The 21,280-nt window shown below is 64.9% G+C and carries 15 protein-coding genes; 2 read left to right on the top strand and 13 right to left on the bottom strand.

Going from position 1 to position 21,280, the window contains the following annotated elements; all coding sequences use genetic code 11:
• Window position 1: 1 nt before the first annotated feature.
• From ACQ4V8_RS16040 to ACQ4V8_RS15995, 10 genes are read right to left on the bottom strand one after another with little or no spacing between them, the layout of a single operon-like run.
• Complete coding sequence (locus tag ACQ4V8_RS16040; protein ID WP_436571816.1) at window positions 2-1,954, bottom strand: XrtA/PEP-CTERM system amidotransferase; 1,953 nt, start codon at window positions 1,952-1,954, stop codon at window positions 2-4.
• Between the two features lie 10 nt (window positions 1,955-1,964).
• Window positions 1,965-3,173 (bottom strand): TIGR03088 family PEP-CTERM/XrtA system glycosyltransferase, encoded by a 1,209-nt coding sequence (locus ACQ4V8_RS16035; RefSeq protein ID WP_436571815.1) that lies wholly within the window; start codon window positions 3,171-3,173, stop codon window positions 1,965-1,967.
• The gene (xrtA, locus tag ACQ4V8_RS16030; RefSeq protein ID WP_010398151.1) at window positions 3,163-4,758 is read right to left on the bottom strand and encodes an exosortase A; all 1,596 of its coding nucleotides are present in this window, start codon (window positions 4,756-4,758) and stop codon (window positions 3,163-3,165) included. The genes ACQ4V8_RS16035 and xrtA overlap by 11 nt, the downstream gene beginning before the upstream one ends.
• Window positions 4,755-6,041, bottom strand: a complete 1,287-nt coding sequence (locus ACQ4V8_RS16025) for a TIGR03087 family PEP-CTERM/XrtA system glycosyltransferase (RefSeq protein ID WP_010398154.1) — start codon at window positions 6,039-6,041, stop codon at window positions 4,755-4,757. Before ACQ4V8_RS16025 ends, xrtA begins: the two co-directional genes overlap by 4 nt.
• Before the next feature lie 15 nt (window positions 6,042-6,056).
• Window positions 6,057-7,268, bottom strand: coding sequence for a FemAB family XrtA/PEP-CTERM system-associated protein (locus ACQ4V8_RS16020; RefSeq protein WP_436571861.1), 1,212 nt, complete (start codon window positions 7,266-7,268; stop codon window positions 6,057-6,059).
• The gene (locus tag ACQ4V8_RS16015) at window positions 7,268-8,119 is read right to left on the bottom strand and encodes an XrtA system polysaccharide deacetylase (RefSeq protein ID WP_436571814.1); all 852 of its coding nucleotides are present in this window, start codon (window positions 8,117-8,119) and stop codon (window positions 7,268-7,270) included. Before ACQ4V8_RS16015 ends, ACQ4V8_RS16020 begins: the two co-directional genes overlap by 1 nt.
• A complete protein-coding gene (wecB, locus tag ACQ4V8_RS16010; RefSeq protein WP_436571860.1) occupies window positions 8,116-9,294 on the bottom strand; it encodes a non-hydrolyzing UDP-N-acetylglucosamine 2-epimerase in 1,179 nt (392 codons plus the stop codon). The genes ACQ4V8_RS16015 and wecB overlap by 4 nt, the downstream gene beginning before the upstream one ends.
• A 21-nt stretch (window positions 9,295-9,315) precedes the next feature.
• A complete protein-coding gene (locus tag ACQ4V8_RS16005) occupies window positions 9,316-10,830 on the bottom strand; it encodes a TIGR03016 family PEP-CTERM system-associated outer membrane protein (protein ID WP_436571813.1) in 1,515 nt (504 codons plus the stop codon).
• The gene (locus ACQ4V8_RS16000; RefSeq protein WP_010398167.1) at window positions 10,814-11,743 is read right to left on the bottom strand and encodes an XrtA-associated tyrosine autokinase; all 930 of its coding nucleotides are present in this window, start codon (window positions 11,741-11,743) and stop codon (window positions 10,814-10,816) included. The genes ACQ4V8_RS16005 and ACQ4V8_RS16000 overlap by 17 nt, the downstream gene beginning before the upstream one ends.
• A 20-nt stretch (window positions 11,744-11,763) precedes the next feature.
• Window positions 11,764-13,293 carry an XrtA system polysaccharide chain length determinant gene (locus ACQ4V8_RS15995; RefSeq protein WP_010398168.1) on the bottom strand — a complete coding sequence of 510 codons (1,530 nt, stop codon included), beginning with the start codon at window positions 13,291-13,293 and terminating at the stop codon, window positions 11,764-11,766.
• A gap of 252 nt (window positions 13,294-13,545) precedes the next feature.
• Between ACQ4V8_RS15995 and ACQ4V8_RS15990 the strand changes: the two genes are divergently transcribed.
• Together ACQ4V8_RS15990 and ACQ4V8_RS15985 are read left to right on the top strand one after the other, a co-directional pair.
• Window positions 13,546-14,169: an XrtA/PEP-CTERM system exopolysaccharide export protein gene (locus ACQ4V8_RS15990; protein WP_010398170.1), complete on the top strand. Its 624-nt coding sequence runs from the start codon at window positions 13,546-13,548 to the stop codon at window positions 14,167-14,169.
• Between the two features lie 192 nt (window positions 14,170-14,361).
• A complete protein-coding gene (locus ACQ4V8_RS15985; protein ID WP_043461907.1) occupies window positions 14,362-15,108 on the top strand; it encodes an N-acyl amino acid synthase FeeM domain-containing protein in 747 nt (248 codons plus the stop codon).
• A gap of 3 nt (window positions 15,109-15,111) precedes the next feature.
• Here ACQ4V8_RS15985 and ACQ4V8_RS15980 read toward each other — a convergent pair whose 3' ends face one another.
• Genes ACQ4V8_RS15980 through prsT form a run of 3 tightly spaced genes read right to left on the bottom strand, consistent with a single transcriptional unit; the run spans window position 15,112 to window position 21,179 of the window.
• Entirely contained in the window at window positions 15,112-15,894 is a 783-nt protein-coding gene (locus ACQ4V8_RS15980) for a S1 family peptidase (protein ID WP_436571812.1), read from the bottom strand.
• Window positions 15,891-18,395, bottom strand: coding sequence for a hypothetical protein (locus tag ACQ4V8_RS15975; RefSeq protein WP_436571811.1), 2,505 nt, complete (start codon window positions 18,393-18,395; stop codon window positions 15,891-15,893). The genes ACQ4V8_RS15980 and ACQ4V8_RS15975 overlap by 4 nt, the downstream gene beginning before the upstream one ends.
• A gap of 3 nt (window positions 18,396-18,398) precedes the next feature.
• Window positions 18,399-21,179, bottom strand: a complete 2,781-nt coding sequence (gene prsT / locus ACQ4V8_RS15970) for an XrtA/PEP-CTERM system TPR-repeat protein PrsT (protein ID WP_436571810.1) — start codon at window positions 21,177-21,179, stop codon at window positions 18,399-18,401.
• Window positions 21,180-21,280: the final 101 nt, after the last annotated feature.

Genomic DNA, 21,280 nt, shown 5'->3' with positions numbered 1-21,280 from the left:
CTCACTCCATTGCCATGGCCGGGGCCTGCAGCGGCGTCTTGCGGCCGTGCACCGGCAGCACCTGGCGCAGGAAAGCCTCGAACATCAGCAGCGCCCACAGGGGCGCGCTGTAGTCGCGCCGTCCGCTGGCGTGCTGATCGAGCAGCAGGCGCACGTAATCCATGTCGAACAGACCGCACTGCACCAGGGTGGGGCCCAGCAGTCGCTGTTGCAGGCGCTGGCGCAGCGGGCCGCGCAGCCAGGCGGCCAGTGGCACCGAAAAGCCCATCTTCTGGCGGTACAGCAGAGTGTCGGGCAGCAGCGGGCGCAGGGCCTTTTTCAGCAAGTACTTGCCGACACCGCGCCGCAGCTTGAAATGCGGCGGCAGGCCTGACATCCACGCCACCAGCTCGTGGTCGAGCAGGGGCGAACGCACTTCCAGCGCATGCGCCATGCTGGCCCGGTCCACCTTGGTGAGGATGTCGCCTGGCAGGTAGGTTTTCAGGTCCAGATACTGCACTTGCGACAGGGGATCTTGCGCGGGACTGGCCAGCGCGTGCCGGCGCAGCACTTCCACGGCGCGGTAGCCTTGCAGGCTGCGCCGCAGCTCGGGGCTGAACAGGCGCGCGCGCATGGCGTCGCCGAGCAGGCTGACGCCATGAAAATACGCATCCGTCGTGTCGCGCGCCAGGCCCTCGAAGGTCGTCTTGGCGCGCAGAAAGCGCGGTGCCCAGTCGGCTTTCGGGTAGAGCCGCCCCAGGGTGCCGAACAGCGACTCGCGCAAGCCCGCCGGCAGCAAGGGGGCCAGCGCCTTGCGCACCCTTTCCTCGCGCGCGTGCAGGCGGTAGCGTCGATAGCCGGCCAGGCTTTCATCGCCACCGTCGCCCGACAGGGCCACGGTGACGCGCTGGCGCGCCAGCTGGCAGACTCTGTACGTGGGCAGGGCGGAACTGTCGGCGAACGGTTCGTCGTACAGATTGGCCAGCAGGTCGATCAGTTCGAAGTCATCTTGCTCCACCTGGCGTGCGTGGTGCGCCGTGGCGTAGCGGCGCGCCACCTGCTCGGCATAGCGCGTTTCATTGTACGCCGGGTCGCCAAACGAGATGGAGCAAGTGTTGATGGGTGTGGTGCTTGCGCCGGCCATCAGCGCCACGACGGCGCTGGAATCGACACCGCCCGACAGGAAGGCTCCCAGTGGCACTTCGGCCACCATGCGGATGTGCACCGCTTCGCGCAGGCGCGCCAGCAATTCGTCGGCTGCCTGCGCTTCGCTGGCGGGTGGATTCGGCGTGAACGGAATATCCCAGTACGCTTGCGGCACGGGCAAGGGCTGGCCCGCGCGGATGCAGAGGGTATGCCCGGGCGGCAGCTTGCGCGCATGCTGGAAGATGCTGCGCGGCTCGGGTACGTAGCCGTACGCAAAATACTCTTCCACGGCCAGCGGGTCTAGCGCGTGCGGCATGGCTGGATGGGCGAGCAGGGCTTTCAGTTCGGAGCCGAACAGCAGGGTGCCATCGTCCGCCTCGGCGTAATACAGCGGTTTTACGCCGAGGCGGTCGCGCGCCAGAAATAGCAGATGGCGCCGGCGGTCCCACAGGGCGAAGGCAAACATGCCGCGCAGGCGCTGCACGCAATGTTCGCCCCACTGCTCCCAGGCGCGGACGATGACTTCCGTGTCGCTGCTGGTGCGGAACTGGTGGCCAAACTGGCGCAGTTCGGCCGTCAGGCTGCGATAGTTATAGATTTCACCATTGAAGACGATGGCGATGCTGCGCTCGGCGTTGAACAGCGGTTGCTGGCCGCTGGCCAGGTCGATCACGCTCAGGCGCCGGTGCGCCAGTCCCAGCCCCGGCTCGCGGTGCAAGCCCGCTTCGTCCGGCCCCCGGTGGCGCAGGCTATGGTTCATGCGCGCCAGCAGCAGCACGTCGATGTCGCGCTGGCCCTGCAAATCAAAGATACCGCTGATGCCGCACATGGGAAGCCTTTCAGGCAGAGGTGGACAGGGGAGAGGGTTGGCACGCGCCCGTCAGGCGGTCGTACACGGCCAGGTAGGCGCCGGCCATCGCGGGCAGGCTGTGTTCGGCCAGCACCTGGCGTCGCCCGCGCGCGCCATGGCAGTAAGCCAATTCGGGCATGCGGTAGTAGTCGAGCATGGCGTCGGCCAGCATCTCGGGCGAACCGGGCGGCACCAGAGTGCCGCTCCAGCCCGACTGCACCAGTTCGGCGTTGCCGCCGACCTGGGTGGCGACGATGGGCAACCCGGTCGCCATCGCTTCGAGGATGGTGTTCGAGCTGCCTTCGGCCAGCGAGGGCAGCACGAACAGGTCCATGGCGCGCAGCAGCTGCGCCACGTCGTCACGCGTCCCGGGCAGCCAGGCCAGATGGGCCACGCCAGCCTGCTGCAGCAGGCTCAGGCATGCCTGGCGACACGGCCCGTCGCCCACGAGGATCAGGCGCAGGCGCGCGCGCGCGCGCGGCTGCGCCAACAGCAGCAAGAACGCTTGCACCAGCGACGCATGGTCCTTGACGGCCACCATGCGCCCCACGCTGCCGATGACGAAGGCGTCATCGCACAGGAAACCGGGCGGCCCCACGACGGCCGGCGGCCCCAGGCGCGGATGGAATTGCATGCTGTCAACGCCATTGCCGATGTGCGATACCTGTGTGGGCGCCGCGCCGATGGCATCGACCAGCCATTGCCGCAGGTCGGCGCTGACGGCAATGATGTGCTGCACCAGCGGCAGCATGCATTTGCGCAGCAGCCGGTATTTGCGACGGGTGCCGTGCAAGTCGCTCATGTCGCGCCCGTGTTCGCCATGCACGCGCAGACGCACGCCGGCCATGCAGGCCAGTAGCTGCACTTCGAGACAGCCCAGGTTGCGCGTGTGCACGATTGCCGGTTGCAGCTGCTTCAGTACGCGGTACAGGTGCAGATAGTGGCGCCAGTCCTTGCCTTCGCGCTTGTCCAGGCTGATGATATCGACACCGGGGATGATCAGGCGCTGGCGAAATGCGGTGGCGTTTTTCAGGCAGACGATGGCATGCCGGTAGCGCTGCGGCGGCAAATGATTGATCAGGTTGAGCAGGCCGTTTTCCAGCCCGCCCACGTCAAGCTGGTGGATCACATGCACGATCAGGGGGGCGGCATTGGCCGCTGTCGTGCGGTAGGTGGCAGTGTCAGTGTCAGGGGCCATGCGGCAGCTCCTGCAAGCGTTGTTCGATGACCGGTAGCGCTGCCTGCAGGAACGCTTGCAGGCGCGCGCGCGGCGGCGGCGCCAGCTCGTCGTAGGTGGCAAAGACGATGATGTCGGCACCATCCTGGCGCGTGCCCAGCAGCTTCGCTTGCGCCAGCAACAGTTTCACCAGCACGGGCCGGGCCGTGACGATGCCGCCCTGGCGATACACGCGCCACACCAGCAAGCGTTCGCCGGCGTGCGCCAGCACGCTTTCGCGTACGGCCAGGGAGCCGCTGGGCAGTGTGAGCTCTTGCATGCGCTGCGCCAGCGCCATCGAGCGCGCGCCATATGGTGCGGACTGATGCGTCAGCAGTTCGGCATCGCGCGCCTGGCGCGCATACCAGTGCAGCTGCAACATCACTGGCGCGCCGTCGCCCGCCTGGCGCACATACGTGGCGGCAAACAGCGCAGGCGCGCCCGCATACGGCGCCTGCCAGATTGGTCCGCCCGGGACCGCGCCGTGCAGGCGTCGCCAGGCGGGCGGATCGGGCAAAGTCAGTACGACGGCCGAGCCCGGCGCTGCTGCTCGGTGGGTGGCCAGCGCCAGCGCCGGCCACAGCGCCGCCAGCAGTACACAAGCCAGGCTGGCGCGTATGACGGGACGCATGCCGGCCCTAGCAGCGCCAGGGGGCAAGGGCGGCGCGCGCGGCACGCCGCTCTGGGGCGCCAATTCGCGCCAGCGCGTCGCCAGCCAAAACAGCAGCAGCGCCACCAGGCCAAAAAACAGCCAGCCATAAATCAGGTGGTCGAGACCCACGGCCAGGCGCATATTGCTCAGGTGGCCCAGCATCACGATCAGGTAGGCCCGCAGGCCGTTGGCGAGGATGGGCACAAGTAGGGCGGCAGCCATGACGGCCATGCGCCGCCGCGTGCTTTGGCAGTGCAGATGGGCGAACAGGGCGCCCAGAGCCAGCGCAGCGATCAGGTAGCGCAAGCCACTGCACGCTTCTACGACCGACCAGTTACCGCTAGGCAAAGAAAAATTATTGCCATCGCGAAACACGGGTATGCCCGTCCATTGCAGCGCGGTCACCGTGAACGCGGCCGTGAAGTCGATCAGGGGCGCCAGGAAGAATTCGCCAAATGGCACGGCGAGAAACAGATAGCCGAGGGGAAAGGCCAGCAGGCGCACGGCTGGCCAGCCGAGGATGGCCAGCACGCACGCGGGCAGCATGGCCGTGGCCGTAGTTTGTTCCACCACGGGGACGTTGGCGGCGTCGGCCAGCAGCCAGACAAGCCCCAGGGCTGCCAGCAGCAGCAAGCCTGGCGACGACGGCTGGGGCGCCAGCGCGGCCAGGCGGGAGCGCTGGCGCCAGGCCAGCCAGCCACTGATGGGCACGATCAAGAAACCGTGCGCGAACGTCTGCGAGCGCGACCACAGTTCCAGCATCGACCAGAAGGTGGCGTGATACAGCAGAATGACGGCGGCCAAGGCCGGCAGCAGGGGCGTCAGGGCGGGCTGGGCCGTCAGGCCTTGGCCAGGGCCGCACGCCAGGACGGCCGCGTCTGGCAAACGGGCGACGCTGTTGCGCCGCAGGCTCATGTGGAGATCTCCCGCACGGGCTCAGTCGGCGCTGCGGCGCTGCCGCCGGCCTCGGCCTCGGCAGACAAGCCGAGCATGACGCCCAGGCCGCGCAGGTTGCGTTCCCAGTCGTAATCGTGCACGACCAGCCGGCGTGCCGCCACGCCGATGGCCGCGCAGCTCCCTTCGGCGGCACCATCGTGGGCGTTGCGCAGCACGCGCGCGGCATGGTGGATGAATTCGGCATCGTCGCGCGCCAGCAGCAGTTCCAGGCCCGGCTGGGCGGCGATGCCTTCGAGCGCCTGCGGCGTTGCCAGCACGATCTTGCCCATCGCCATCGCTTCGAGCACCTTGTTTTGCACGCCGCGGGCGATGCGCAGCGGTGCCACGGCCAGCGCCGCGCCGGCCAGATAGGGCCGGACATCGGGCACCTTGCCCGTCACCACCACGCCGGCCACCTTGGCCAGCGCCGTTACGGCGGGCACGGGCGCGCTGCCGACGATGTAAAACTGCAACTGGGGAAACTGGCGCCGCAGCGTGGGCCAGACGTGGCGCACGAACCATTGCACGGCGTCGATATTGGGCCAGTAATCCATGGCGCCCGTAAATACCAGTGCCTGCACGCCGGGCCGATACACGCCGGGCTGGGCTGGCATGGGCTTGAAATACGCCGTATCGACACCGTTGTTGACATGCCCCGTCTTGCGCTGCGCCATGGGCGCGCACTGGCGGAACAGAGCCGCTTCGGCCGGCGAGACAAAGCTGGCGGCCGTGAACTGCTGGGCGATATGGCGCTCGTACTGCAATAGCAGCTGCGCTTCGCGCCGGTACAGCAGCGACATGGGCCAGGGCTTGCTATCGCCGTACTGGCGCCATTTGTCGGAATCGACATCGACGAAATCGATCACGCGGTGCAGGGCGTGGCGCGCGGCGCCATCGATGTATTGCGCCATGGGCCCGGAAAAGGCCAGCGCATGACGCACCTTGCCGCTATATAGCAAGCCATCGACCCATTGCAGCAGGCGCGCATCGCGGTAGTAATGTACGCTCATGGCTTGCCGCGACAGCAGCGCCTGCAAGGCGCGCCAGCGGGCAGTGGCGCGCCGCAAGTCGATGAAGCGCGTGCTGGCGCACAGGGCAGCGACGGTTCTCGCATGTTGCCAGTCGTCGTCATCGTCGATGAAGCAGCCGAGATGCACGCGGAAATGCCGGCTCAGGTATTGCAGCATGTGCCACGCGCGTATCTTGTCACCCTTGTTGGGCGGATACGGCAGGCGGTGGGTGAGCAATAACAGTTCGCGCATCGCGTATCCCCTTGCTTAGCCCAGCTGGCGCACGATATGCGGCCCCAGCAGGTTGGCCAGCGGCAGCGGCAGGCGCCGCCAGAGGCGGATGAAGAGCGCGTATTTGGGGTTCAGTGGGTTGACTTCCGGCAAGGCCTTGGCGCGCACGAGCCGATAGGCATACGGCAGCGCTTGCGCGGTAAAACCCCAGTTTTTCTTGAAGTCGAAGGCCCCCGTGCCCAGCTTGCTGCGGCCGAAATCGAACAGGCGGTAACCGCGCGCGCAGGCACGGCGCATCGCTTCCCAGTACATGAAGTCGTTGGCCCCCGTGCTGCGCGCCAGTGGCGTGCCGCCGCCGTAATACGGCAGCACTTCATCGCGGAAATAAAATAGCAGCACGCTCGCTTGCGCCTGCCGGCCGTGATAGACGGTGAGGATCTCGCAAGCGCTACCGAAGACCGTGCGCAGCAGCGCAAAATGGCGGCGCGCGAAGACGGGCGTGCCCAGCCGGTGTACGCTGGCTGCGTAAATTGGGTAGAAATGCGCGAGGTCATCTTCGACGGTGCTGTGCAGGCCGGCCGCCATGGCCTTGCGCACGACGGCGCGCTGCTTGCGGGGAATCAATAGCAGATTCTGTTCGGCATCCGGCTGCAAGGGACGGCGGAAGGTCGCGTACAGGGGCTTGTGCAGCCAGCCTGCAGCGGCGCTCTCCCGCGTATTTTTTTGCGCACCGTCCTGCGCATCGTCCTGTACCTTGTCTTGCGTCTTGTTTTGCGTCTTGTCTTGCGCATTGCCCTGCACATCGTCTTGTAGCTCGCGCCAGCGGTATTCCAGGTGCCCCACACCAAGATGCCGCGCCAGCGCCTGCGCGGCGGCGTCGAGGGCCAGCCGCGCGGCCGGGTTGGCGCCGGCGATGCCGCCGTACACGCAGAATGGCAGCGAGACGAGGGACGAGCCGAACAAACGGCTGCGCATGTGGGCCAGCGGCAGCACGCCGACGATGCGCCCGTCCTGTTGCGCGTACAGGAAATGGCAGTCATGCTTGAAACCTTGCTGCACGATGGTTTGCCAGCCGGCGCGGTGAAAGAAGGTGGCCTCGGGACAAGCTTCGACAAAGGTATCCCAGCGCTCATGCTCGTGCGCCTGCAGCGAGCGCACCACGATGGCAGCGGCCTGCGCAAGCTCGGGCTGGGCGCAGAAGGCGGCGCTGGGGCGCGCGGGATCGGGCGGAAGGCTGGCCTCGTGCATCATGTGCTTTCGAGAAAAATACGGTCCATACGGTCCCAAGCGAAGTCGGCCGTCAGGCGCGTCAGCCGCGCTTCCATGCGCCCCAGGTTCAGGTAGTGGCGAAAGCGCGTCTTCATGCTCAGGCCCGGCGGGCGCGGCTGGCCTGGATCGAGTTCCCAGGGATGAAAATAGAATATGCCAGCTTGCCCGTCGCACGAATTGATGCGTCGCAAAAGCCAGCGCGACAGTGCATACGGCAGCAGGCGAAAATAGCCGCCGCCGCCGGCCGGCAAGTTGCGCCCGCGCAGGCGCACGGTGCTGACGGGCAGTTCCAGCACGCCGTGCGGCCCGCGCGGGCGCCATGCATAGCGCGGAGAGTCCGGCATGCCGTAATGGTCGTGGCGGATAGGGTAGATGCTGGAACTGTAGCGGTAGCCTGCTTCCTGCAATACGTCGAAGGCCCACAGATTGGTCGCACCGATGGAAAAGCTGGGCGCCCGGTAACCGCGCACGGCCAGCCCCGTCAATTGTTCCAGGATGGTCTTGCTATGGCAGACATCGTCGGCGAACTGTGAGGCTGACTGCTCGCTGGCGCGCAGGTGGGCATAGCCATGGCTGGCCACTTCGTGCCCGGCCTCGGCCACACGGCGCAGCATGGCCGGATAGCGTTCGGCGATCCAGCCCAGGGTAAAAAAAGTGGCGTGGATGCGGCGGCTCTCGAGCAGCAGCAAAATGCGCTCGATATTGGCCTCGATCCGGCATTCGAGGCGGGGCCAGTCGGCGCGCGCAATGTGTGGCGCAAAGGCCGATACCTGGAAATAGTCTTCCACGTCGATGGTCAGGGCGTTGCGTAATATTGCTGGCGGCGTCATGGCAGACTCCGGCGCGCTGCCAGCCAGGGCGCGATGACGGCGGCGATGCGCGTGGCTGCATGGCCATCCCACAGCGGTGGAATGCAGCCACGCTTGCCGCCTGTCTCCAGAATGGCGCGTGCCAGCGCCAGGATGGCGGTCGGGTCAGTGCCAGCCAGTGTATTCGTGCCAGCGCTGACGGTGACGGGCCGTTCCGTATTGGCGCGCAGCGTCAGACAAGGCACGCCCAGGGCCGTGCTTTCTTCCTGGATGCCGCCCGAATCGGTCAGTACCAGGCGCGCGCCTTGCATCAGGCCCAGCAATTCCAGGTAGCCCAGCGGCGGCAGGCAGACGATGGCATGGCGCGCCAGCACGGGTTCCAGGCCTGCCAGGCGCAAGCCGGCCAGGGTGCGCGGGTGGATGGGAAACAGTAGCGGCAACTGCTGCGCCAATTGTCCCAGCGCCTGCAGCAGCGCTTGCAGCTGCGCCACGTCGTCCACATTCGACGGCCGGTGCAGCGTCAGCAGGCCATACGCGGGTGGACAGGCATAGCCGTGCGCGCGCAGCGTGGTGGCAGGTGGCACGGCGCGCGGCAACTGCTGTCGCAGGCTGTCGATCATGACGTTGCCGGTAAAGTGGATGCGCTCGGCGGCGATGCCTTCGCGCAGCAGGTTGGCGCGCGCGCCTTCTTCGCTCGTCAGCAGCAGGCTGGACAGTTGATCCGTCAGCACGCGGTTGATTTCCTCGGGCATGCGCCGGTCGCCGCTGCGCAAGCCCGCCTCGACGTGGATCACGGGGATGGCCCGCTTGGCCGCCACCAGCGCGCAGGCCAGGGTGGAATTGACGTCGCCCACCACCAGCACGGCGTCCGGTGCCAGCGGCGGTGCGGCGTCGAGCACGGCATCGAAGCGGCGCATGATCTCGGCCGTCTGCTGCGCGTGATTGGCCGAGCCGACGTCGAGGGCGATGTCGGGCGCGCGCAGGCCCAGGTCGGCAAACAGCTGGTCGTTCATGGCGGCATCGTAATGTTGCCCGGTGTGCAATAAAGTTATGCGCACGGCAGGCGCCTGGCGTGCCAGGGCGGCCAGGATGGGCGCCATTTTCATCAGGTTGGGGCGCGCCGCTACCACGCACAGCAGGTGCAGGCGCGCGCTGGACGGTGGCGAACGATCGGACCTGCTGGACCTGCTGGACATGCTGGACATGCTGCGGCCTCCTTAGAATTGCATGGTGAGCGTCGCGCTGACGCCGTTTTCGTGATAGCCGTCGCCCCGGTTGCTGGCGTGCCGCGTGTGCCGCACGTCGATGCTGGCCGTCATGTTTGGCTGCAGCAGGCGCGTATAGCCGGCCGTCACACTGATGTTGTTGTCACGCCGTGGCACGCTCAGCGAACGCACGCTGGCGTAGCCGGCATTGATATTAACGTTGCTGCGCGTACTGGCTTGCCAGCTCCAGCCGACGTTGCTGCCAATCTGGCGCGTGCGCTCTTCGCTGCCGAACTCCAGGCCTGGCAGCAAGACACTGTCGATGCCGCTGGCCGTTTGCGCCGTGCGCTCGACGACTGTGACACCAAAGATCATCGTGCTTTTGGGCGTGGCGCGCGCCATCGTCAGTTTCAACTGCTTTTGCAGGAAGTAACTGTGGCTGAAATAATGGATGGCGCCCTGTTCCGGTCCCAGGCTGTTGGCGTAGCGCAGGAAGGCAATGATGCGCAAGCGCCTCTCGCGTGCATTCGGAAACATGCCGCGCCATAATTGATCGAGCAACTGGCCCGCGTCGCGCTCGCCCAGGCGCGCGAACTGCATCGGCATGGTGGTGATATCTTCGCTGTAATTGAGTTGCCAGTTGGTATGGCGCTGCAGGAATGTGGCATCGACGCTGTAGGTGTTGCCAAAAAAGCGCTTGCCCGTGCTGAAGGCAAGGCTGGTGCGCGGTGAAGGCGTCCACACGCCGCCCAACGACCAGAAACGGCCTTCCGGTGCCTTGCCGCTGCGCGCGATATAGCCTTCCTTTTCCATGCCGCCGCTGGCCGTGGTCGCCCATTTTCTGCTCAACGTGTAACGCAAACCCAGGCTGCTGCGCTGCATGCGCACCGGCGCCAGCTTGCTGTCCTGCGTGCGGCGCACGTTGTGGCTGGCGTTCCAGCCCCAGCCCATGCTGTGCGGCTCGCCGCTGAGCTGCAATTGCAGCTCGTCACTGTGTACGGACTGCAATTCGCCGCCACTGTTGAATGTATTGCGCGTGTAGCGCAGTTCGGCCGTGGCCAGGCCGCGGAAGCGGTGCCGCAAATAGGGGCTGATGCCGGTGGTGCGCACGGTGCCGGTATTGTTTGTGTCGGGCAGCGCGTTTATCAGTTGCGGGCCGAATGGCGAGAGGTTCTGCCGGCTGACGCTGGCGTTGGCATCGATGAAGAACCAGTCCTTGGCCAGCTCGGCATCGGCCGCGGCATGCAGCGCGTGATTGTCGCTATTGCCGCGTTGCCCCGAGAGCAACTTATGCCAGCTGTAATCGAGATCGACGCGCAGGCGCGGGCCCGTGCCGATGAGGGCGATGGCGGGCGCGATTTCCGTGATGAAATCAGCTTGCGCCTGGCCTGGCGGCGCGCGCAGCGCATTGTCGGTGTAGCTTACACGCAGGCGCTGCGAGGGTTTCACCAGCCAGTCGACCGCTAAGGCCGGCACGGACAGCAGCAACGATAGCAAGGGCAGCCAGCGGCTAGTCGTAATGGCCATAGCCGTAGTAGTTGTTGCCGGGGAACGATTTGGTTTTGTTATAGATTAAATGTATGTGTTCGCACGAATCGATCTGGCGCAGCGCTTCCTTGACGGCGTGCTGGGTCGTCGTTTCCGCCTCGACGACCATCACCACTTGGCCCATCTGCCCCACCAGCGCGTGCGCTTCGCTGGTGATCAGCAAGGGCGGCGAGTCGAAGACGACGACGCGATCGGCGTAGCGGCTGGCGATCTCGGCCAGCAGCCGGCTCATGGCCCGGCTGGCCAGCAATTCTGTCGCGTGCTTGTTGCTGCGCCCGGCGGGCAGGATGCTGAGGTTGGCGACATTGCTTTTCAGGATCACGTCTGCCATCGCCAGTTGCGGGTCGAGCAGTACGTCCATCAGCCCCGGTTCGGGCGGCAGACCCAGCACTTTCAGCACCGACGGGCGCGCCACGTCGGCATCGACCAGCAGCACCGTGATATCCATTTCCATGGCGATACTCATGGCCAGGTTAATGGCGCAATACGTCTTGCCTTCGCCGGGCATGGCGCTCGTGACGACGATCAAGTTGCCGTGGCGGATGGCCTCGGCGCCGCTGGCGCGCGCCTGGCGCAGCAGCGGGCGCTTGATGATACGGAAATCTTCGGCCACCGAACTGCGTCCGCCTTCCTGCGTAAGCATGCCTTGCTCCGCCAGTCGGGTCAGATTCAGGCTGCGGTACTGCGGATTGCCGGCCGCTGCCGCGATGTCTGCACAATCAGCGCTATCTGTGCTGTCTGTGCTGTCTGTGTTAGCCTTGCCCTCCACGCTGGCCGCGCCCTCCACGCCATCGGCACTGTTCGCCATATACGGCACGGGGACTTCGGCCACGCCCAGGATGCTGGGTGCCTGCCTGCCGCCATCCTTGCTGCTGCGCTCCTTGCTGGTCATCGTCGCTCCCGTGGCGTGGTCTAGAATTTGAGCAGCGCGGCCGTCATGACGCCGCCGTACAGCAGCAACAGGCTGCCCAGGCAGGCGCTAAAGGCATAGCGCGCGCGGCGGCGGCGCACTTGCTGCAACGGCGTCCAGTTCATCGATACCGTGCCCAGCACGTTCAAGCCCGTGGCATCGCGCAGTTCGGCGGGACTGAGAAAGGTGGGGCGTACCTGGCTGATCAAGAGGGCCGTGGCGATGCCGGTCACCAGGGCTGCGCCCAGCGCCGCACTGAACAGCAGCGGACGGTTCGGGCCGACGGGCGCATATTGCACCGTGGGCGGGTCGATGATCTTGAAGGCCATCATCTCGGTGTTGGAACTGAGTTCGCCCGAGAGTTTCGCCGCTTCGCGCCGGCCAATCAGCTTTTCGTAGTTTTCCTTGTTGATGATGTAGTCGCGGTTTAGCTGCGCCAGCTGCGATTCCACCTCGGGCACGGCGTTGCTTTTTGCCAGCAGACGCTCATTGCGCGTGTTGTATTCCTGCACGCGGGCGCGGATGGCGGCCACCTTGGCGTCCGCCTCCGTCAGCGCCACCTTCAGTTGCTGCAGCATGGGGCTGTAGTTCTTGCCCGGGTCGCCGGACGCCGTTTTCAGCTTGCTTTCCTCGATCTTGCGCTCTTCCAGTTGGGCAATGAGGCGCTTCGAGGCGATAATGTCGGGATGCAATTCCGTAAATTGCATGCGCAAGCTGTCGAGGTTCTTGTTGAGTGAGGCGATGCGCTCGTCGAGTTCCGGATGCGTGATAGCCGACGCGTTCGGCTCAAGGTCGAGCACCGGCTCGTCGCCCTCGATCTGGCTGAGGATGGCCTTGCGCGCCTGTTCTGCCTCGAGCAGCTCCAGCTTGGCAGTGTTCAGGCTATCGGACGACATCAGCAACTGGCTGCCATAGTCGATGCCCTGGCGCGGCAGCAGCAACTGGTTGCGGATCTTGAATTCCTTCACCAGGTTTTCAGCCGCGCTGAGCTTGTCCTCGTAATTCTTGATTTGCTCGTCGATAAATTGCACGGCTTTCTGCGAATCGCCCTTTTTGCCCTGGAAACTGCCTTCGACAAAGATGGTCAGCAGGCTTTGCACCACGTCGCGCACCAGCTTCGGGTCGCGTCCGCTATAGCTGATGGTGTAGATATCGTAGGCATTGGTGCCGCTGATCTTGATGCGGCTCATCAGTTCGTCGAGCCGGGATTCGTGTTCGCGCACGGTCTTCGTCCCCAGGTCGAGGTCGACCATGCGCATCACGCGCTCCACGTTCGGGCGGCTGAGCAGGGTGCGGCTCATGATGGCCACCTGCTGTTCCGTGTTCGGCACGCTGGTCATGCCCGCCAGCAGCGGCTTGAGGATGGTTTGCGTATCGACAAACACGCGCGCCGACGTTTGGAAGTCGTCGGGCAGGCTGATGATCTTGATGAAGCCGCCGATGGCCACCAGCCACGCCACCAGCACGGCATGCCAGCGGTATTTCCAGATGCCTTTCAGGCTGGAAAGCAGCTGCTGTATCAATTCCTCCATGTCGCTTCCTTCCGGTGACGGTGCTGCACGCTCGATGTCCGAGCGGCACGAACAATGGCGTCTTGCAAGAAATGCTTGCCCGTTGAGTAAGCAAAGTATAGGACCCCCACGCAGCAAGATTTCCTCAGATGATTGCTTCTTGATACGCCTCAAGGTTCGCTTGCCGGGTTTTAATAATCATAGGAAGTTCGCGGCCCAGACTGGTTCTGCGGGGCCGGACATGGACGCGCCATCGAATCGAGGAGGCCCCGCATGAATCGCTTACGCCGTGCATTTGTATGCCACACGCTGGTCTTGGCGGGCGCCGCCGGCATGCTGGGGGGCTGCCGCACACGCTATGCACTGGCACCGGCCGACGACAGCGCCCCCATGCACGACTACCTGATCGGCCCGGGCGACACCGTCAACATCATTGTCTGGCGCAATCCGGAAGTGTCGCTGACGGTGGCCGTGCGGCCGGACGGCAAGATCACCACCCCGCTGGTGGAGGATTTGCCTGCCAGCGGCAGGACTTCGACCCAACTGGCGCGCGACATTGAACAAGCGTTGAGCAAGTTCATCCAGCAACCGGTGGTGACGGTCATCGTCACCAATTTTTCGGGCCCGTACGGCGAACAGATCCGGGTCATCGGCGAGGCAGCCAAGCCGCAGGCGCTGCCTTACCGCCTGGGCATGTCGCTCATGGACGTGCTCATCGCCGTCGGCGGCATCACCGACTTTGCCGCCGGCAACAAGGCCAGCATCATCCGCATGCGCGATGGCAGACAGCAGCAGCTCGGTGTGCGTCTGGACGACCTGCTCAAGGATGGGGATATTTCCGCCAACGTCATGATGCGCCCGGGCGACGTGCTGTTGATACCGGAGAGTTTTTTTTAAGCGTGAGCTCAACAACGCTAAAACAGTCATGATATTCGTGCTTTTCGGCAAATTTCAGCGCGCCCTAATGACGCCTAAAGGTCAATTCTTTTGCTTTTTTAACTGATGCTGGGAACTTTTTAAGTTTTTATCTTGTCACAAGGCATAGGCCCCCAATCCATCCCGATGGTTGCCGATGAACGTGAGGACAAGATGAGCTTTGAAGATGAACCCATTATTTCCTTCGACACGCCAGGTACTTTCAGTGACCTGGTGGTGGGCGAAGGCAAGATCGACCCGGCCATGGAGCACGAGCTCGACCTGCAGCGCTTTCATATTCGCATGGCCAATTCGCGTGGTCGGCGCGAGGCGGCCAGTTTGCTGATCCGCAAGATGTATGGCTGGCGCGGCTATGCCGTCAATCCCGGCACCGCGCATGTGCTCAATAAAATCACCCTGTTTGCAGAAACGGCAGGCGCCACCGTCGGTACCATGACTTTGTGCCTGGACAATGACGAGACGGGCTTGCCCGCCGATGAAAACTTCCGCGACAAGCTAGACGTGCTGCGTGAGGAAGGCCGGCGCCTGTGCGAACCGTCGCGCCTGGCCATCGACAAGGGCGTGAGCAAGCGTGTGTTTGCGGCGCTGATCCATATTTCTTATATCTACGCCCATAATATTCACGGTTTTACCGATTATGTGATCGAAGTCAATCCGCGCCATGTGGTGTTTTACAAGCGCATGCTCGGTTTCAACGATTTTGGCGGCGAACGAGAGTGCACGCGCGTGGGCGCGCCGGCCGTGCTGCTGCGCCTGAACCTCGACTATATGCGAGCCCAGATCGACAAATACGGCGGCATGATGGAGCAGCACGGAGGGGAACGCTCGTTTTACCCCTATTTCTTTCCGACATGGGATGAGCCTGGCATGACCGAGCGGCTGCGACAGGGACGCACCTGAGGGTCATTTTTCTTTCAGCAAGATCGATTGCATATGGCTGCCCGGAATCGCATAGCTGATGCCGCTCGGCGCGCTGATGGCGGCCTCTTTCAAACCTTTGAGATAGACCATATTGACGATGCCGTAGACGATGCCGGTCTCGGGGTCGTACAGGGGGCTGCCGCTGCTGCCCGGATATGCCGTTGCGTCCAGTTGGAACACGATGTACGGTGCTTTTTTCAGTTGCGCCAGGCGCCGCAGGTCCAGGCGCTGTGCATTTTCGCTCGGTATGACCACCGGCGTCAGCGACGATATGATGGCGCGGTGCGTCACGTGATATAAGCCCAGTAAGGTAGCCAGCGGAAAGCCGGTAAAGGCCATGGCTTGGCCTTCGCGCACGGTGGCCGCGTCGCCCAATGTCAGGGCGGGCAGTGGCGCGCCCGTGAAGCGCAGCAAGGCCAGGTCGTGCTCCGCGTCCAGCGCCTGTACCTTGGCGTGGCGAAATTGCGCCGTCTGACCCTGGCCCGTGAGTATGCCGATGACTTCGCCGGGATTGGCGTCGAGCATGTTCTCGATGACATGGGCGCAAGTAAGCACGCTCAAGCCGTCGCCTGCCACGAAGCCTGTGCCGACGAAACGCATGGGCGGCGTGCGCGTCTTTTCCAGGCTGGCCACGCCGACGATGGACGGTTTCACGCGCGTAACGACTTGCGCCAGGGTGTCGTCGGCGCGGCAGGGCGTGGAGACCCAAGCCAGGACGAGGCACGATAGCAGGGCAAAGAAAAATGTGTATGGCAGGGCTTTCATGGCGGCTCACTTTCAGCGGCAAGCGGTGGCGGGGGCTGCAGCAAGGCACACAGCAGCATCAGATAGAACAGCACGGCGATGCGCGGTACGTCGAGCAGGCTGTCGAACAGGCCGACGACGAGAAAGCCCAACAGGGCGGCGACGCAGGCCAGCGCGCCCTGGCCGGTCTGCGCCCGTACGCCCTGGCGCAGCAGGCGCAGACCGGCCAGGGCCAGCAGGACCAGCATGGATAGTGCGCCGCACCAGCCCGTTTCCACCACTAAGTGTAGCGCCAGGCTCTTGATATGCCACGGCAAGTGATGATGGTCGCTGCTGAAAAACCAGTAATTGTTGGCCTGCGCAAAGTCGCCGTTGGCGATCAATTCCTCACCGCCGGGCGCGCGCAGGCTCAGATTGTCGATGTCGATCACGGACGACGTGGCCGTGCCGCTGGCGGCCAGTTCCAGCTGCACGGGCGGGCGCAGCAGCCAGGCGCCGGCGCCCAGCGAGCCGCTGTCGAATGGCACTTCGTAGTGCTGCCACGCGTTGACCCGAGCGTTGGGCTGTGGCAGGCGCAGTCGCAGCGCGATAGGCGCGCAGTTTTGTGCATACAGCAATTGTCTCTGACACAGGTGCACCAGCAGCAAGGGCATGGCGCCGGTTCGGCGCGCGTCGAGCGCCAGGGTGTAGCGCGTGGCAGGCTGCACGGGCAGGCGTTGCAACAGGCGCAGCAATTCGCCATAGCCGGCGCTGTAGCCGGGACTGGCCAGACGCACATAATAGTTACCAGGCGCGCTGTTTTGCGGCGCATACGCGATGCTGGCCGGCACTTCGCGCGCGGGATTATGCCAGTAATACGTGGCAGGAAAGCTGCCCATGCCCATGCCAAACAGCTGATCTTCCCAGTCGGACGGCTGCATGGCCAGTACTTGCCGCCAATGGCGCAAGCGGCCTTGCATGTCGAAGGCGGTGTTGGCAAAACGTTCGGTGGCGTAATAGCTGGCCGAGATGGGAATGGCCAGCAGCAGTACGATGGCCCCCGCGCCCGCCATGCTCAGGCTGGTGCGATCGAGCCGCCACAGTGGTGGATGCAAGCGTCCATTGCACAGCATCAGCATGGCCAACAGGACGACCAGCCCGGCTGGCGCCAAGGCGCGAGCGCCGGCCCAGTGCCAGCCTATCCAGACGACATTGCACGCCAGCATGGTCCATGCCATCATCGCCAGGCTCAGCCTGGCTGGCTGGCTGGCATCGCTGCTGCACGGCCCCACAGGGCCGGGCAGCAGCACGACCGCCAGCAGCACGGCGGCCAGCGAAAAGAGGAAATACGGACCTTTCAGCAAGCCGCTTGCCTGCTGGCCTTCCCCTAGCGGCCACCAGCTGGCCAGCAGCCCCTGCAAGCATAGCGCGCACAGCACGCTGGCCGGCGCCAGGCGCCATGGCAAGGGCCGCGCTGCCAGCACGAAACTGGCCGCGAGCAGCAGCACGGCGGCGAGCAAACCCCGGTAGCCGGCCACGCTGAACATGTATACAAGCAGGACGCTGCCCAGGCCGGCTAACAGCAGCCTTAGCATGATGCCACGCACGGCTAGCCAGCGAGCCTGTTGCCGCGCCGCGCCGGAGGCTACGCGCAAGGTTTGCCAGGAGGCCAGCAGCAAGAGCGCTGCCAAGGCCGCTGCAAGGGCTGCATACAGGCCGCGTGAAAAGGTGGCGCATGCCGCGTGCAGGGCCAATGCCAGCAGTAGCAAGGCCAGCGCCGCCTGCCAGCGGCTGCGCGCGCGCGCCAGCCACAGTCCCGCAAATGGCAGGCTCAGGGCCAGATAGCCATCCAGCGCGGCGCCGCCCGTGTGCATGGCGGAAAACGGCGCCGTGATGCGGTAGTCGCTGGACAGGTTCATCAAGCCGGGAAACACGGCCCTTTCCCACAGCGCGAACAGCGACACCATGGCCAGCCCGGCCAGCATGCCCGGCAGCGCGTAGCGGCGCAGGGCGGACGCGTCGCCATCGCGCAGTAACAGCGGCAACAGCAGCATGCTCCAGGCCCAGGCCTTGCCCAGTCGCAAGCTGTTGTAAGGGCTCAGGTAATTATCCCAGGCATACACGTCCAGGGACGGCAGCGGCAGGACGCCGCGCAGCAGCGCTGCCAGCCACGCCAGGGTGCACAGCAGCAGGCAGGCGCGGGCGCAAGGCGCTAGCTGCATCGCTGCGCTCTGGGCCGGTCCGCCCAGGCGCCAATAGCCGCAAGCGACCGTCAGCATTAGCAGCACGTCAATTTCTTCGAGGAAGAAGCGGCCCGTCCACGGTGCCAGGTCCAGCACGGGCAGCAAGGCGGGCACGCAAAACAGCCAGCAGGCCGGACGCCAGCGCAGCAGTAAAAAATAGGCGGGCAGCAGGGCAGCAAACAGCAGGCCCGGCCAGCCATGTCCCAGCGGATAGTGGCGCAGTGCCAGCATGCAGGCGGCGCCTGCCAGCAAGGCCAGCAGTCGTGCTGCCAGGGCGGGCAGGGCTGCGGGCGCCAGCATGGCCTAGAGCTGGGTCAGCAAGGCCTGCGCCTCGGCCCGCTGCGGGAAATTCTTGTGAGCGGCAAGCAGTTGTTCCAGTTGCTTGCGCGCTCCCGGCTTGTCGCCCGATTTGGCCAGTGCCGCACCCAGGTGGTATTGTATTTCAGCTAACTTTGGCGCCAGGCCGGCGGCCTTGCGCAGCAGGGTAGTCGCCTGCTTGACATCGCCCTGTTCCAGCACGATCCAGCCCAGGGTATCGAGCACGATGGGATTGTCCGGCACCAGCTTGAGCGCCTGTTCGGCCGTTGCCAGCGCGCGCGGATCTTGTTGCTGTTGATATGCCCACGCCAGGTCGTTCAGTGCCGCCACATTGGCCGCGTCCTTGGCAACGATGTACTGCAGCTGTTCGATGGCCGAGCGGTATTGCTTTGCCGCCAGTTTGACGCCGGCCACGTAGCTGCGCAGTCCCAAGTCATCGGGCTTGTCTTGCAGCCAGGCCGCCATGCGTGCATCGGCCTCGCGCAGCTGGCCGGCGGCCAGCAAGGCGCGGTATAGCTGTACCTGCATAGGCCCGATATTGCTGAGCTGGAGGGCGTGTTGGTACAGCTTGACGGCGTCCTGCGGCAGTTTCTGCGCCATCAGCACATCGCCTTCGAGCTTGTAGCCGGCCGCCAGCTTCGGCTGCTGATGCTGCACTTGGCGCGCCACGGCCAGCGCGTCGTGCTGGCGGTTCAGGGCCAGCAGCAGCGCCACTTCGACCACGCGCGCTTCGAGCAGCGTAGGATCGAGCACTTGCGCCCGCTTGACCGCCTGCAGCGCATTCTGGTGCTCACCCAGCGCCAGGTGCAGGCTGGAAATGCGCATCTGCACCGGTGCCGACGTCGTCTGTATGCTGGCCAGCTTGCTGTAGCTATCGAGCGCCGCCTGCGTCTGGCCGGCGCCGTATTCGACCTGCGCCCGCATGGCCAGTGCATCGGCGTCGCCCGGGTGGCCAGCCTGCAGGGTACGCGCCAGTTCCAGCGCCTTGTCCGGCGCGCCCGTCTGCAGGTAAAAGTTACTCAGCAGCAAAGCCGGCGCAACGGCGTCGCGATTGTCGCGATGGCCACGTTCCAGCCAACGCCGCGCCTCGTCCGTCTTGCCCTGCGAGGCGGCCAGCTTGGCCAGCGCCGCGCACAGGTCGGCGTTTTTTGGCGCTTTCGCCAGCGCCCGCTCGAAGCGCTGTTGCGCTTGTTGTGGTTTTTTTCCGGCCAGGTCGAGTTGCGCCAGGTTGTTCAGGGCCGGTAAGTACACAGGGTCCATCCCCAGGGCCTGCTCGAAACTGGCGCGCGCGGCAGGCACGTCGCGCAAGGCCAGGTAGACGCCGCCTTTCAGGTTCAGCAACAGTGGATTCGTGCCTTGCTGCTGTTCCAGCATCTTGACGGTGGCCAAGGCTTTGTCGTTCTGCTGGTGGCGCAGCAAGGTCAGCACCAGTATGGTGCCCACCTGCGGCGTGTTCTTGTCGAGCACGCTGGCGCGTTCCAGCTCGTCGATGGCTCGGCTGTTCTCGCCCATGCCCAAGTGGCTCATGCCCAGCGCTGCATGCAGCCTGGCCGTGTCCGGCGCCAGGGTATTGGCCTGTTCAAAAAACGCCGCAGCCTTGTCATAGCGGCGCGCGCGCAAATGCGCCTCGCCCGCCAGCGACAGCAATTCCACGTCGTTGGGAAAGGTCGATAGCGCCGGCTGTAGCAGGTCGAGGGCGGCGTCCGTTTTGCCGCGCATCAGTTCGATCGACGCCATCATCTTGAGCGCGTACACATGTGTGGGATAGACGGCCAGGAAGCGCTGCAAATAGGTTTCCGCCAATTGCGGCGAGCCCAGCTTCAGTTGCACGGCGCCAGCGAGCAAGATGGCTGGCATGTGCTCGGGCGCCGCCCTGAGCACCAGTTGCAACGATTGCAGGGCTGCTTTGTTCTTGCCTTGGCGGAAATCGAGCATTGCCTGAGCTTGCAGCAGGCCCAGGCTGTTGGGTGCCGTTTTGCGCGCCGTGGCCAGCTGGGCGGCCGCTTCCAGGTAGCGGTTTTCCAGGATATCTAGGTTGGCCAGGTCGATATGGGCCTGGGTATTGTCCGGCTTGAGCTTGAGAATGTGCATGTAGGCCAGGCGCGCTGCGCCGTTTTTGCCTTGCAGACGCAGCAGGTCGCCCTGCAGGCGCAAGGCGTCGAGGTTGGCGGGCGCGTTGTTCAACGCTTGCGCCAGCAGCAACTCGGTCGCCGACAATTGCTGCTCCTGCGCCGCCATCCGCGCCAGGCCCAGCAAGGCCTCGACCTGGCCGGGATGGGCTTCCAGCAGGCGCGCAAACACGGCGCGCGCCTCGTCCTGGCGACCCAGGGCCAGCAAGGCATCGGCGCGTAGGGCCAGCACGTTGCCGGGCTGCGCCGCATCGTCGGCGATCTCGGCCAGGACTTTGTCGAACTGGCCCAGCATCAGCCAGGACTTGCCCAGCAGTGGCATGACTTGCTGCGATCCTAGCCCCAGCGACCTTGCCTTGCGCAATTCTTTCTCGGCAGACAGCGCTTCGCCCGTGTCGATATAGATGCTGCCCAGCAGTAAGCGCGCTGGCGCGCTGTCCGGCTCCTTTTGCAACAGGTTCTTCAACTGGATGATGGCGGCGCGTGCCTCGCCCCTTTGGCGGTACTGCTGCGCGTCGGCCAGCAGGGAAGCGCTGCTCTGCGTGCCGTGGCACCCCGCCAGCAAGGGCAGCAGCAGGGTGCAGCACAGCGCGGCGGCCGGCAAGCCGGGAAAAGGGCGGGGCAGGGAACGGACCATGGAAGTCTCCGGTAGCGGCGTGCATCAGCGATGGGCATGGCCTAGCTTAAAAAAATGGCCGTCGCTCTCCTTGATTGCGCTCAACTAGGTGCCGATTCTGC

This window comes from Janthinobacterium paucivorans, from assembly GCF_051380805.1.
Taxonomy (GTDB): Bacteria; Pseudomonadota; Gammaproteobacteria; order Burkholderiales; family Burkholderiaceae_D; genus Janthinobacterium; species Janthinobacterium lividum_D.
This window is presented reverse-complemented; position numbering and strand designations above follow the sequence as displayed.